13 protein-coding genes are annotated in these 13,699 nt (G+C 64.5%); 11 read left to right on the forward strand and 2 right to left on the reverse strand.

Translation table 11 applies throughout. The annotated features are described in order from the left end of the window. The first annotated feature begins 131 nt into the window (after window positions 1-131). The 7 genes from QCE69_RS15650 to QCE69_RS15680 all read left to right on the forward strand — a co-directional run bounded on the left by QCE69_RS15650 (window position 132) and on the right by QCE69_RS15680 (window position 7,821). On the forward strand, window positions 132-395 hold the full coding sequence (locus tag QCE69_RS15650; protein ID WP_309931718.1) for a hypothetical protein: 264 nt from the start codon (window positions 132-134) through the stop codon (window positions 393-395). A gap of 205 nt (window positions 396-600) precedes the next feature. Beyond that, window positions 601-1,362 carry an enoyl-CoA hydratase/isomerase family protein gene (locus tag QCE69_RS15655; RefSeq protein WP_309931719.1) on the forward strand — a complete coding sequence of 254 codons (762 nt, stop codon included), beginning with the start codon at window positions 601-603 and terminating at the stop codon, window positions 1,360-1,362. 40 nt (window positions 1,363-1,402) lie between these two features. Beyond that, entirely contained in the window at window positions 1,403-2,464 is a 1,062-nt protein-coding gene (locus tag QCE69_RS15660; RefSeq protein WP_309931720.1) for an ABC transporter substrate-binding protein, read from the forward strand. A 10-nt stretch (window positions 2,465-2,474) separates the two neighbouring features. Next, window positions 2,475-3,536, forward strand: a complete 1,062-nt coding sequence (locus QCE69_RS15665) for an ABC transporter ATP-binding protein (RefSeq protein ID WP_309931721.1) — start codon at window positions 2,475-2,477, stop codon at window positions 3,534-3,536. Between the two features lie 9 nt (window positions 3,537-3,545). Continuing rightward, on the forward strand, window positions 3,546-5,327 hold the full coding sequence (locus QCE69_RS15670) for an ABC transporter permease subunit (protein WP_309931722.1): 1,782 nt from the start codon (window positions 3,546-3,548) through the stop codon (window positions 5,325-5,327). A gap of 28 nt (window positions 5,328-5,355) precedes the next feature. Then, complete coding sequence (locus tag QCE69_RS15675; RefSeq protein ID WP_309931723.1) at window positions 5,356-6,897, forward strand: AMP-binding protein; 1,542 nt, start codon at window positions 5,356-5,358, stop codon at window positions 6,895-6,897. 81 nt (window positions 6,898-6,978) lie between these two features. After that, the gene (locus tag QCE69_RS15680; protein ID WP_309932801.1) at window positions 6,979-7,821 is read left to right on the forward strand and encodes an IclR family transcriptional regulator; all 843 of its coding nucleotides are present in this window, start codon (window positions 6,979-6,981) and stop codon (window positions 7,819-7,821) included. Window positions 7,822-7,830: 9 nt separating this feature from the next. Here the strand turns inward: QCE69_RS15680 and QCE69_RS15685 are convergent, their stop codons facing one another. Beyond that, the gene (locus QCE69_RS15685) at window positions 7,831-9,621 is read right to left on the reverse strand and encodes an FUSC family protein (RefSeq protein WP_309931724.1); all 1,791 of its coding nucleotides are present in this window, start codon (window positions 9,619-9,621) and stop codon (window positions 7,831-7,833) included. Between the two features lie 304 nt (window positions 9,622-9,925). On the opposite strand from QCE69_RS15685, the gene QCE69_RS15690 reads away from it, so the two are divergent. From QCE69_RS15690 to QCE69_RS15705, 4 genes are all read left to right on the forward strand, one after another. Continuing rightward, entirely contained in the window at window positions 9,926-10,324 is a 399-nt protein-coding gene (locus tag QCE69_RS15690) for a VOC family protein (RefSeq protein WP_309931725.1), read from the forward strand. A 103-nt stretch (window positions 10,325-10,427) separates the two neighbouring features. Beyond that, window positions 10,428-11,072, forward strand: coding sequence for a twin-arginine translocation signal domain-containing protein (locus QCE69_RS15695; RefSeq protein WP_309811831.1), 645 nt, complete (start codon window positions 10,428-10,430; stop codon window positions 11,070-11,072). Window positions 11,073-11,115: 43 nt separating this feature from the next. Next, the gene (locus tag QCE69_RS15700) at window positions 11,116-12,699 is read left to right on the forward strand and encodes a GMC family oxidoreductase (RefSeq protein ID WP_309920024.1); all 1,584 of its coding nucleotides are present in this window, start codon (window positions 11,116-11,118) and stop codon (window positions 12,697-12,699) included. 87 nt (window positions 12,700-12,786) lie between these two features. Then, entirely contained in the window at window positions 12,787-13,113 is a 327-nt protein-coding gene (locus tag QCE69_RS15705) for a ribbon-helix-helix domain-containing protein (RefSeq protein ID WP_309920026.1), read from the forward strand. Between the two features lie 46 nt (window positions 13,114-13,159). On the opposite strand, the gene QCE69_RS15710 is transcribed toward QCE69_RS15705, so the two are convergent. After that, complete coding sequence (locus QCE69_RS15710) at window positions 13,160-13,654, reverse strand: hypothetical protein (protein ID WP_309920029.1); 495 nt, start codon at window positions 13,652-13,654, stop codon at window positions 13,160-13,162. Window positions 13,655-13,699 lie beyond the last annotated feature (45 nt).

Consider the following 13,699-nt stretch of genomic DNA (forward strand, 5'->3'; position numbering starts at 1 on the left):
GACGCTGCCCAAGCAGTTCTGGGACGAGACCACGATGCAGATCTCGCCGGTGATCGCCGCTGTCTCGACGCTGCTGTTCGTGTTCATCTCCATTCTGATCTCGCTGGCGGACCGTCTGCGGCGCAGGAGCCTTGCATAGACTCACGGCCATGCACCTGAACGCAAGAGACCGCGCCACGGCTGCCGCCGGCGCGAACGCCGAGGACGCGGAGGTCTGGCGCTGGTTCTCGCTGCTCATGCAGGACCGGCGCGTGCGCTGGTGCCAGGCCGATGACCGATGGTTCGTCAGCGTCGACAACCGCCACGTGGCGACCGAACCGTCCTTCGACGAAGCCATCCGACGCGCCAAAGAACGCGTCGAACAGCGAGGCGCCCTGAAGCGGCGTCTTCGCTGAACCCGATGTTCAACTAAAGCGAACGCGTCGGGTCGAGTAAAACCTGCATTCTCAAGACCTCGTTGCCTCTTTCGGCACGAGGTCTTTTTTCATTTCGCCGCAGTTTTCCTGCCGACTCGCAACGAATTCGCGTAAACCCGCTTGCAACACATTTTTGACAGTCTTATATTAAATTTCACCATTAACTATCTCTATGCGATAAGACATGAGCGAAGACGTCCTGTTCTCGAACCACGGCCGCGTGGCGGTCATTACGCTGAATCGTCCTGAACGCCTCAATGCGTGGACCACGCCGATGCGCAACAAGATCATCGAGGCGCTGGACCGCTTCAATGCCGACGACGAAGTCGCGGCGATCATCATGACGGGGGCGGGCAATCGCGCGTTCTCGGCGGGACAGGATCTGTCGGAAGCCCATGACTTCGACGGCGAGCGCGCGGTCGCATGGGTCAAGGAATGGCAGATCTACTACGCGGCGCTGCGCAACCTCTCCAAGCCGCTCGTGATGGCGCTCAACGGCACGGCGGCCGGCTCCGCGTTCCAGGTCGCGCTGCTCGGCGACATCCGCGTGGGTCATCCGGGCGTGCGCATGGGGCAGCCGGAAATCAACGCGGGCATCGCCAGCACGACCGGCCCGTGGATCATGAACTCGATGCTTGGCATGTCGCGCACCATCGAGCTGACGCTCACCGGACGGTTGATGGACGCGGACGAGTGCCATCGCATCGGGCTGATTCATCACCTCGTCGATGAAAGCAAGGTCTTCGAAAAGGCGCTGGAGATCGCGACCGAGCTCGCCGCGAAGCCTTCTGTCGCCATGCGTCTGGACAAGCAGCGTTTCCGCGAGATGACCGAGCCGGGTTTCGTGGATTGCATCGAGGCGGGCATGCGCATTCAGCGCGAAGCGTACGACTCCGGTGAACCCGCACGCATGATGGAAGAGTTTTTCAAAAAGCGCGCGAAGTAAGCACTCTTCATCCACCTACCCAGTGCGGGAGACCTGAATCATGACCCAAGAATTCAACCCGGCGCGACGCCGGATGCTTCACGGCGCGGGCGCGCTGGCCGTCGCCGGCGCCATGCCGTTGGCGGCGCGTGCGCAGAGCAAGCAGATCGTCGTCTCGGACCCGGGCGGTCCTTACACGACGGCGTATCGCGAGGCCTTCTACGATCCCTTCGAGAAAGCGACGGGCATCAAGGTGGTGAGCGTCGCGCGCGAATCGCAGCCGGTCGCGCAGTTCGCGGCGATGGTGCAGACGAAGAACTACGTGTGGGACGTGACCACGCTGACGCTGTCCGCCGACATTCCCTACCTCGAATCGAAAGGCTTGCTCGAACCCATCGGCCTGAAGGCGAGCGACTATCCCGACATCATGCCGGAGGCGATCACGCCGAACTGGCTCGGCGTGGACGTGTACTCGACGGTGCTCGCCTATCGCACGGACAAGTTCAAGGACAACGGGCCGAAGTCGTGGGCCGACTTCTGGGACGTGAAGAAGTTTCCGGGCCGCCGCTGCCTGCGCCGCAGTCCGCTCGACACGCTCGAACAGGCGCTGCTCGCCGACGGCGTGCCGCTCGACAAGCTCTATCCGCTCGACGTGGACCGCGCGTTCAAGAGCCTCGACAAGATCAAGCCGCACATCAACATCTGGTGGACCTCGGGCGCACAGGCGATGCAGGCCATCCAGAGCGGCGACGTCGACATGATCTCGACCTGGAACGGCCGCGCGCAGGCAGCGAAGGACGGTGGCGCGCCGGTGCAGATCGTGTGGAATCAGGGTTTGTATTCGATCGAAGGCTGGGGCATTCCGAAGGGCACGCCGCGTGCGGATGCCGCGAAGCAGTTCGTCAAGTTTTGCGCGGACGCGAAACGTCAGGCGCTGCTCACGCGCACGCTGGCCTACGGTCCGACCAACAAGAAGTCGTTCGAGAGCATCACGAAGGAGCGCGCGACGCTGCTGCCGACGGCCCCGGACAACATCAAGGACATGAAGCTGCCGAGCCCGCAATGGTGGGAAGAGAATCGCCAGAAGGTCACTGAGCGCTTCAATTCGTGGATCATCTCCTGAGGACGACATCATGAGCTCGAAACTCGAGGCGATCGGCATCGCCAAGCGCTATGGCGATGCGGTTGCGCTGGAACCGACGGATCTCGCCGTGCAGGCGGGCGAATTCCTGACGCTGCTCGGTCCCTCGGGTTCGGGCAAGACCACGTTGCTGCAGATGATCTCCGGGCTCGTTGCGCCGAGCGCGGGGCGCATCGAGATCGATGGCCGCGACGTCACGCATGTGGAGCCGGGCAAGCGCGGCATCGGCATGGTGTTCCAGAGTTATGCGCTGTTTCCGCACATGAGCGTGTGGGACAACGTGGCCTATGGCCTGCGCATGCGCCGCAAGTCGCGCGATGAAGTGCGCGCGGCCGTGGACGATGCCCTCGCCATGGTTCGCATGAGCGAATACGCGAAGCGCTTTCCGAAGGAACTCTCGGGCGGCCAGCAACAGCGCATCGCGCTGGCGCGCTGCTTCGCGTATCGGCCTTCGGTGATTCTGCTCGACGAGCCGCTCGGCGCGCTCGACAAGAAACTGCGCGAGCACATGCAGTCCGAGATTCGTCGCCTGCACAAGGAACTCGGCGCGACCTTTGTGTATGTCACGCACGACCAGGACGAAGCATTGACCCTGTCCGACCGCATCTGCCTGATGAACCAGGCGCGCATCGAACAGGTAGGCACGCCGGCGGATCTCTATGACCGGCCCGCGACGCGTTTCGCGGCCGGCTTCATCGGCCATTCAAACCTGCTCGAAGGCGAACTCGACGCCACCCGCGGCACCCGCGGCGAACCTATCCTGCTGGCGGCGGGCGGCCGTATTCCGCTGCCGCTGGGCGCATCCATCGCGCCTGCCGCGCGTCATACGTTGCTGGTGCGGCCCGAGGCGCCGCGTCTCGTCGAACCGCAGGGCGGCTATGTCGACGGCACGATTTCCGATGTCGTGTTCTTCGGCAGCGACACGCGCGTGCAGCTCGCGATGAACGACGGCAGCGAACTCACCGTGCGTTGCGAGCGCAGCCTGTCGCCGCGTATCGGCGACAAGGTGGGGCTGACGTGGGACCCGTATCGCACCACCTTGCTGCACGCCTGAGGAATCGTCATGACTCTTGCACTACACGCCCAGCGCGAGCATGAAGGCGCGCGCCGCGGCTGGTCCGTCGCGCTGGCGCGCTGCGTCCGCTTCCTGCCGGTCGTGCCTACGCTGCTGTTCCTGCTGGTGTTCTTCATCGTGCCGGTGGGCGAGATCCTGCAAGGCGGTCTCGTCAGCGCCGACGGCCAGTTCGGCTTCGCGCAGTTCGAGCGCATCGCGCGCACGCCGGTCTATGCGAAGGTGTTGTGGATCACCTTCGCCATCTCGTTCCTGACTGCCGCGCTTTCCATCCTGCTCGGCTATCCCGTTGCATACATGCTGAGCCGCCTGTCCGAGCGCGTGCGCGAACGCTGGCTGCTGTGGATCATGCTGCCGTTCTGGACGAGCTATCTCGTCAAGACCTATGCATGGATGCTGCTGCTCTCGAAGACCGGCGTGCTGTCGACCATCGCGCTTTCGCTCGGCCTCGTGCGTGAAACCACGGGCACGATTCCTTCGCTGACGGGCGTGCTGATCGGCATGGTGCATTCGATGCTCCCGCTCGCCGTGATGACCATGCTGCCCGTGATGCGCGGCATCGACGACCGTCTTGCGCAAGCGGCGGAAACGCTCGGCGCGGAACGCAGCACCAGCTTCTTTACGGTGTTCCTGCCGCTGTCGTCGCCGGGCGTGGCGGCAGCGGGCCTGCTGGTGTTCATCTCCAGTCTCGGCTTCTTCATCGTGCCCGCGCTGCTCGGCTCGCCGAAGGAAACGATGATCGCGCAACTCGTGATCTCGTCGGTGCTCGAACTGTTCGACATGCGCTTCGCGGGCGCGCTGTCCACGGTGCTGCTCATCTGCTCGATCTTCATCTTCTTCGTCTATGACCGCATGGTGGGCCTGACCTCGCTGACCGGCGAGACCAGCGAGAAGACGCGCGGTTCGCGTGCGGCGGGACTCAGGCTGGCGTTTCTGATGACGGCGGGCCGCGTGTGCGCGCCGTTCATGATGCGGCGCCGCGCGCATGCCGAGCCGGTGGCGCGCGCCGCCAGTCCGCTCGGGCTGTACACGTGCATCATCATGGCGCTGCTGGTCCTGCCGGTGCTCTCGGTCATTCCGTACGCGTTCACGAAGAGCGACTACATCGGCTTTCCGCCGAAGCTCTTCAGCATGAAGTGGTTCGGCACCTTCATGGACTCGCCGGTGTGGCGCAGCGCGGTGATCCGGTCCTTCGAAGTGGGCTTTGGCACGGCGGTGCTTTCGCTGCTGCTCGGCTTCGGCGCCACGCTTGCGATGACGCGCATGCCGCGCCGCGCCAGCAAGCCCTTGTTCGCGCTGCTCGTCGCACCGCTGATCGTGCCGCGCATCGTGGTGGCGGTCGGGCTGCTGTATCTGTTCGGGCGCTTCGGCCTGACGGGCACGAACCTGGGCCTCGTCATCGGGCACACGGTGCTGGCGATTCCCTATGTGGTCGTCACGCTCGCTGCGGGCTTCCAGCGTTTCGACTGGCGTCTCGACGATGCCGCGCGCGTCATGGGCGCTTCGCCGCTGCGGCGCATCACGTCGGTTGTCCTGCCCCTGCTGATGGCCAGCGTGACGGCAGCGTTCCTGTTCGCCTTCCTCGTCTCCTTCGACGATCTGACCATCGCCATCTTCGTGAGCGGCGGCATCAACTCGACCTTGCCGAAACAAATGTGGGACGACATCCAGCTGGCGATCACGCCAACGCTCGCTGCCGTATCCACCACGCTCATCATCCTGATCGCGCTCGTCGTCGCGGTTTCCTCCTGGCTCAAGCGCCGTGCGCGCTGAACCCCGGGCTCTCAAATCGGTTGAACCCATGCATCGCTACCCGGAATATTTTGCCCATCGCCACGCGGACGACGAACTCGACTGCGTTCCCCTGCTCGCGGCAGGACTGCGCCGCGATCCCGCGCGCATCGTCGCCGACTTCGACGGTCACGCCATCACCTGCGGCGACGTCATGCGGCGCGTCGTGCAATTGCAGCGCTGGTTCGCACAGGAAGGCCTCGTGCCCGGCGACCGCGTCGCCGTCATGCTGGGCAACAGCGCGGAACACGTTCACCTCATCTATGCGCTGGTGCTGAGCGGCCTGGTATGGGTGCCGGTGAACACGAAGCTGCGCGCGGCGGGCCTCGAATACCTGTTGCGCCACGCCGAGCCGAAGCGCTTCATCATCGAAGACGATTTCGATGCGGTGACGGCCAACCTCGATTGCGGCGAGTCGCAGCGTGTGCGTCTGCCCGCCTTCGATCCGCGCGATGACACCACCGCTTTCACGACGCCGGTCATCGGCATTCACGATCCGCTGTGCGTCATCTACACGTCGGGCACGACGGGCGCGCCGAAGGGCGTCGTCTTCACGCAGCGGATGATGCGCATTGCCAGCGAGGCGGCGTTGCGCGTCGCGGACGTGCGCGAGGGCGACCGGCTGTTCCTGTGGGAGCCGCTGTGCCATATCGGCGGCGCGCAGATGCTGCTGCTGCCGTTCCTCGAAACGATCACGCTGCACGCGGTGCCGCGCTTCTCGGCTTCGCAGTTCTGGTCGCAGGTGGAACGCGCGGGCGCGACGCAACTGCATTATCTCGGCGGCGTGCTCGACATCCTGATGCAACTGCCGCTCGATGCCCAGCCCAGCGCGCACACATTGCGCGTCGCCTGGGGCGCGGGCGTGAGCGCCGCTGCATGGGAACCGATTCAGGACCGCCTCAAGGTGCGGCTGCGCGAGTGCTACGGCATGACGGAGTGTTCGAGCTTCGCCACCGCCAATGCCACGGGCAAGCCGGGTTCGATTGGCCGCGCGTTGCCGTGGATCGAGATCGAACTGCTGGATGAACAAGCGCAGCCGGTGAAAGAGGGCGAAGCGGGGGAGATCGTGTTGTCGAGCAAGGTGGAGGGCACCTTTCTGCCGAGCTATCTCAAGAATCCCGAAGCGACGGCTTCCGCGCTGCGCAACGGCAAGCTGCATACCGGCGACCGCGCGCGCCGCGACGCCGATGGCGATCTCTACTTCATCGGCCGGCAGACGGACAGCATGCGGGTGCGTGGCGAGAATGTGTCGGCATGGGAGATCGAACGGATCTTCGCCGCGCATCCGGCCGTGCGCCTGAGTGCGGCGATTGGCGTGGCATCGCCGATCGGCGAGCAGGACATCCTGCTCAACGTGCAGTTCAAGGACGCGCCGGTGGAGTGGGAAAGCATGCACGCGTGGGCGCGCGAGCGCCTGGCGAGCTTCCAGTTGCCGCGCTATTACCGCGCGGTGGAAGGCTTCGAACTGACCGCGAGCGAGCGCATCAAGAAGCATCTTCTGCCGCGCAGCACCGACGATGCATGGGACCGGCTCGAGAAGGCGCAGGCATGATGACGCCATGAATATCGCCTAAAGATAGCGTGTTAGGGCTATGCGATAATTCGTCGACAATCGAAAACGATGAACCACGTGATGATCGAAGAGCCCAAAGTGCCGCGCAAGCGCAAGAGCCCCGCAGCGAAGGCGCGCGGCGAGGCGGCGGACCCGAGCGCGTCTTCGCTGTATGTGCAGTCGGTCGAGAAGGCGATGAAAGTGCTCACCGCCTTCGACGGCAGCAAGCGCCAGCTCTCGCTGTCCGAAATCGCCGCGCTGACCGGCTTCGACATGAGCGCGACGCAGCGTTTTGCCTATACGCTCGCGGCGCTCGGCTATCTTTTCAAGGACCCCGACAGCCGCAAGTACGAACTGTCGCCGCGGCTGCTGGACTTCACGTATCACTATCTGACGTCGAACGACCTGGTCAGCCGCGCCACGCCCTATCTCCAGCAACTCGGCTCGGAGACCGAGGAGGCGACCAATCTCACCGTGCTCGACGATACCGACATCGTCTTCGTCCTGCGTATCGTGAGCCGCAATGTGTTCAACGCGCATGTGATCGTCGGCTCGCGTCTGCCGGCCTACTGTACGGCGCCTGGACTCGCGATTCTCGCCACGCTGGACGACGGCGAGCTCGACGACATCCTCGCGCGCACGAACCTCGTGCCCTACACGGGATCGACCGTGTATCAGCCGCGCAAGATCAAGGAGCGCATTGCGCAGATCCGCAAGCAGGGCTATGCGCATACGGAAGACGAGTACTTCGTCAGCGACATCTCCACGGCGGCGGCCATTACGAATGCGCATGGACGCGGCATCGGCGCGGTGAACATCGCGGTGGCGCGTTCGCGCTGGCACGCGGACCGCGACGAAAAGCGCTTCGCCGATCTCGTGATCTCCACTGCGTCGGCCATCTCGACGCGGCGGCGCATCGAATAGCGGGTCGGGTCAAGCAGCACGTTCGCGCAACGAAGGGGCTGCATCGCTGAATCCGCCAATGCGCTGCGCGAGCAACGCGACCGCGCCGTCGAGCGAGGCGGCCATCCCTGTGGCCGCCGGCATGCCCTTCATGCGCTTCGTGCCCTTCATGCTTGCGCGAGTGCAGCCCGCGCGAATCGCTTCCAGACGTTCCAGAATGCCTTCGATGCCGCCTTGATCCTGCATGGCGTGAGGTAGCCGCAACAAGGTGCGCACGTTGTGAACGCAGCACGACAAAGCGCCGGCAACGAGATCATCGTGGGTTGCCCACACGAACACGCGCCGCGGCCGCAGTGCCAGCCGGAATGCTTGCCAATGGCTGTCCAACGAGCGCACCGCCGCTCCGGCTTGTACGCTATCCGCGCTGCGCACGCCGGCGATCATCGCGTCGATGACTTCCACGAAGCGCGCCTCGATATGCCGGCTCGTTTCGAGCGGCTTGATCGTGAACGCGGCCACCAGCGACGCGAGACAACCGATCGCCACTTCGCCGATCCGCAGTTCGACGAGCGGTTGCACCGCATGACCGAGCATGCCGTACACGAGGCTCACCAGCACGGTGATGCAGAACACGCCCGGCCCGTACGCGCTCAGGATGAAATACGCCCAGCCGAAGACGCACAGCAGCATCGCGCAGGCCATCGCGACCGGCTCGCTGTGCAGCGAGGTCACGAGCAGCGCGCCGACCAGCGCGCCCGCCAGTGTCCCGGCAATCCGTTGCAGCGCGCGATGCACGGCATCGCCGCGCGAACGTGTGCCGAGCAACACGACGAAGGTGGTGATGACGGCCCAGAACCATCGCTCGGAGGAGAGCCAATGTCCGGCGAACAGCGCCATCGACGCCGCTGCCGCCATGCGCGCGGCCGGCCACCATGACAGGCTGGCGAGTGCGCTTTGCCCCGAAGCGCGCGCGGCGTCAACACGCTTTGTTTCCCATTGCCTCGACTCGACCATCCGTTCCAGCGCCGCAATGGCGCTGCGTAAGCGCGCTTCGCGATCCGCGCGTGCGGATGCATCGAACACATATTGATTCGCGGCTACTTCCAGCGCGATGAGCGCGTCGCGGACCTCGTCCGTATCGCCGGGTTCGAGCAGCGCGAGCCGGTCTTCGAGCGAGATCGCGGCTTCGTTCAGCGCGGTGAGCGCCGTGTGCAAGGAGGCCGCGCGGGGCGCAGTGGCGGGCAGCCTTCTCGCGCGGGCAGTCACGGTCCGGACTGCGAGCCCGAGCGCGGCGTCGTGACGAGGCGGAATGATCCAGCGCGCGATGCACACGGTCACGCATGGCGCAATCAAGGACATTGCCATCGCGAGCTGCGTCATCGGCATGGTGGGATGAAGATACAAGCCGAGATAGAAGGCCACGAGCGCCAGCAACGCACCGCCGAGCGCTCGCGGACCGCACGCCTGGATCAGCATGCCGCCGCACAGCAGCGCGACAAACGTGGCATCGGCGAGCGCGGGCCACGGAGCCAGTGCGCTCGCCAACGCGAAGGAAACCAGCGCAACGACATAGAGCGATAGCAGGAATGCGAGCCAGCCTCGCAGCGTGCCGTCGCGCAGGAACAGAGGCGCGACCATCACGAACAGGATGCCGGGCCCGGCGACGGTCGGCGGCGCATCGAGCCGCGCGGCCAGTGGCAGGCAGATTGCCGCGGTGAGAAACGTGGCGAGCGTCGCGCGCAGGGCCGTGACGAAGCGCGCGAGTCCAGGGTCCGCGACGAGCAGGCGATCGGCCGCTCGCGTGAAGAGCATTGCAATCATCAGGGCGACATCCGGGCGATGACGGACGCGGCTTGTGGCCGGAGTCCATCGAGGAAAGTTGCCGTGCCATGCCATTCACGCGGGATCGCCGGCGGATGGAAGGTACGGGTTTTCCCGGATCTTAGCGTGTCAAAAAACCCATGGCGATGAAGTCCATGCGGGCCCTTCAATTGGCCTTCGATGCCCGGACAGGGTTAACGCCCGGATTTAACGAGCTATTACCTCGGCCTGCGCACCGGTCGCTAAATTCACTACGAACGCTGCGGCATGCAGGTTCGCAGCGATGTTCAGCACAGGAGGATCGATGGCCAAACTGATTCATACCATGATTCGCGTGAAGGACCTGGACCGGTCGCTCGGCTTCTATGCGTCCGCGCTCGGCCTGACACCGGGTCACCGGCTCGATTTCGATGACTTCTCGCTCGTCTATCTGCGCAACGACGAAACCGAAGCCGAGATCGAATTGACCTGGAACAAGGGACGCGATATTCCCTATAGCCATGGAGACGGCTATGGACACTTCGCCGTCGTCGTCGATGACGTTCATGCCGAGCGTGAACGCCTTGTCGGCCTCGGCCTGACGCCCAAGGACGTGAAGGAATTCAAGGACGGCAAGGGCGAACTGATTGCGCGCTTCTTCTTCATCGAAGACCCGGATGGGTACAAGATCGAAGTGCTGGAGAAGCATGGACATTACCGCTAGCGCGTCTCGCAGCACCCGATCGTCACGCAGATGACGCACCGGCAATCCGAAAGCAGGACCCGCACGACCATAAGTTGTTGCAGCACCCCACAAGGAGACAGACATGCGAGACACGATCATCCCGATCGTCGCGCCACGGCGCGCGCACGACGACGGACATCCACACGGACACGCCGGGCTTGACGCCGCTCCACCCCGGATCGCGCTGACGCGGCGCGAGTTTCTGCGCGGCACCGGCGTGCTGGTGGGCACGATCGCCGCCTCGTCCATCTTCGCAAGCCTTGCGCCGAGCCGTGTCTGGGCGCTCGAAATGCAGGGGCTCAGTACGCATCAGGGCGAAGTGCTGCTGCAGGTCACTCGCGAGATCTATCCGCATGCCACGCTCGATGACGCCGTGTACGCGCTCGTCGTGAAGGACCTCGATGCGAAGGCGAAAGCCGATCCCGCCGTGCGCCAGCAACTCGCCGACGGCGTGGCGAAGCTCGACGCGCAAGCCGGCTCCGACTGGACCCGGCGCGGCCCCGCCGACAAGGCGCACGACATCGCCGCGCTGGCCGGCACGCCGTTCTTCAACACGGTACGCAGCACGGCTGTGGTGTCCCTGTACAGCAACGCGCTGGCCTACCAGCATTTCGGCTATGGCGCGGCACAGGGCGACGGCGGTTATCTCTATCAGGGCTTCAACAACCTTTCATGGCTGCCCGATCCACCCGCGGCCGACAGCGGCCCGATTCCGAAAGACGGCTGATCCAGTCGGTTTGATTTCGGTCGATGGGACAACGGAGACAGACATGTACACAGAGAACAAGGTGCAGTTCAAGCATAGCGACGACCACGTCGTGGTGGTCATCGGCTCGGGCGCGGGCGGCGGGACGCTGGCGAACGAGCTCGCGCAGAAGGGTATCGACGTAGTGGTGCTGGAGGCAGGCGCCATGCATACGCAGGGCGACTTCTCCACTGAAGAATGGAACGCCTTCAAGCAGCTCTCATGGCTCGACAACCGCACGACCTCCGGCTCGTGGCGCGTCGCAAAGGACTTCCCGAACCTGCCCGCGTGGATCTGCAAGACGGTCGGCGGCACAACCGTTCACTGGGCGGGCGCGAGCCTGCGTATCCAGCCGTACGAGTTCAAGGCGAAGACCACGTATGGCGACATGAAGGACGCCAACCTGCTCGACTGGCCGGTGACGCGCGCGGACCTCGATCCGTACTACAGCCGCGCCGAAAAGAAGATGGGCGTGACGCGCACCAATGGCTTGCCCGGCCTGCCCGGCAACAACAACTTCAAGGTGATGTCGGCCGGGGCCATGAAGGTCGGCTACAAGGAATGCAACACGGGTCACATGGCGATCAACAGCACTGTGCGCGACGACCGCACGCACTGCTTCCAGCGCGGCTTCTGTTTCCAGGGCTGCCGCATGGGCGCGAAGTGGTCGACGCTCTATACCGAGATCCCGCATGCACAGTTGACCGGGCACATGGAGTTGCGGCCGCAGGCGCACGTGGTGAAGATCGAGCACGATGCACGCGGCAAAGTGTCGGGCGTCGTCTATTACGACAAGGACGGCAAGATCCAGCGGCAGAAGGCGCGTGCCGTCGCGGTAGCGGGCAACGCAATCGAAACGCCGCGCCTGTTGCTGAACTCGCAGTCGAGCAAGTTCCCGGATGGCCTCGCGAACGGCTCCGGTCAGGTGGGCCGGAACTACATGCGGCATACCACGGGCTCGGTGTACGGCGTGTTCGACGACAAGGTCGAGATGTTCAAGGGCACGACGATGGCGGGCATCATCGAGGACGAGGCGAAGTTCGACCCGAAGCGCGGCTTCGCGGGCGGCTATCACATGGAGACGATCTCGCTCGGCCTGCCGTTCTATGCTGCGTTTCTCGATCCGGGCGCATGGGGCCCGAACTTCACCGAGGCCATGGACCGCTATCCGTACACGGCGGGCATGTGGATCGTCGGCGAGGACATGCCGCGCGAGTCGAACCGCATCACGCTCAACAACGACGTGAAGGACCAGTACGGCATGCCGGTGCCGAACGTCCACTTCGACGATCACCCGAACGACGAAGCCATGCGCGAGCATGCGTACAAGCAGGGCAGCGCCGTGTACGAGGCGGCGGGTGCGAAGGCGACGTACATCGTGCCGCCGTATCCTTCGACGCATAACCTCGGCACCGCGCGCATGAGTGCGAAGGCCGACGACGGCGTCTGCAACGGCTACGGTCAGGCGCATGAAGTGTCGAACCTGTTCATCTCCGATGGCAGCCAGTTCACGACGGGCGCGGCGGAAAACCCGACGCTCACCATCGTCACGCTGGCGATCCGTCAGGCCGACTACATTGCGGGCCAGATGAAGCAGCGCAGGGTTTGACGCCATTGCCGGCGTGAGCGTGGAGGGGTAGCTTGAGCCATGGCCGTCGTGCGAACGCGCGGCGGCCCTTTCCTGGGGGATGACGCCATGTGTAGGGTGTATATCAACGCCGATCCGATCCTCTATGAATCGCGCACGCGTTCGCTGCGCATTCATGGCGTGATTACCACGGTGAGGCTCGAAAACCTGTTCTGGGACGTGCTTCAGGAAATCGCCGGGCGCGAGAACCTGACGACCAGCCAGTTCGCGGTCAAGCTCTACGATGAACTGATCGCGCTGCGCGGCGAGGTGCCGACCAACTTTGCATCGTTTTTGCGGGTGTGCTGTCTGCGCTATCTGTCGATGCGCGAGGCGAAGCAGCCCGTGGAAAGCGAGGCGGCAGGGGCGGCGCTGAGGGTGTTGAAGACCGGCTGAGGAACCGGCCTTCACGGGCTTCACTCCAGCGTGATACGCGGCTCATTCAGCGGCCGCAGCTTGCCCGGATGCACGACGCGGCACAGCGCCTCCACAAAGAAGAAATCACCGAACATGGTCGCGCCATCGACGCCGATGTCATGCGGCTTCGAATAGCACGAGTTATGCAACAGCCCGTGCTCCCCTTCGTGAACTCGTCGCGGCACAGCGCTTCCAGCATCGCGATGCCATGACGCTGCCACTTCGCGGCGGCCTGCGCATCGGGATGCAGACGCGCCAGTTCCAGCAGCGCCGACGCCACGATCGCGGCCGCCGCCGTGTCCTTGATCTCGGCGTCGCGACCGGTGGCGTCGAAGTCCCAGCGCGGCACCTGACGTCCTTCGAGGCGGCGCAGATAGTATTCCGCGAGCCGTTCCGCGAGATCGAGATACGCGCACTTGCCGGTCTCGCGCGCCGAGTTCACGTAATCATAGATCGCCCATGCCTGGCCGCGGCTCCATGCGGATTCATCGAACGCGCCCTGGAAGGTATAGCCGCGCACGCGCGCGCCATATGGGGGCGTTTGGCCATGTCGATGGGTCTTCTT

Origin of the sequence: Caballeronia sp. LZ032 (assembly GCF_031451315.1) — a bacterium.
GTDB lineage: Bacteria > Pseudomonadota > Gammaproteobacteria > Burkholderiales > Burkholderiaceae > Caballeronia.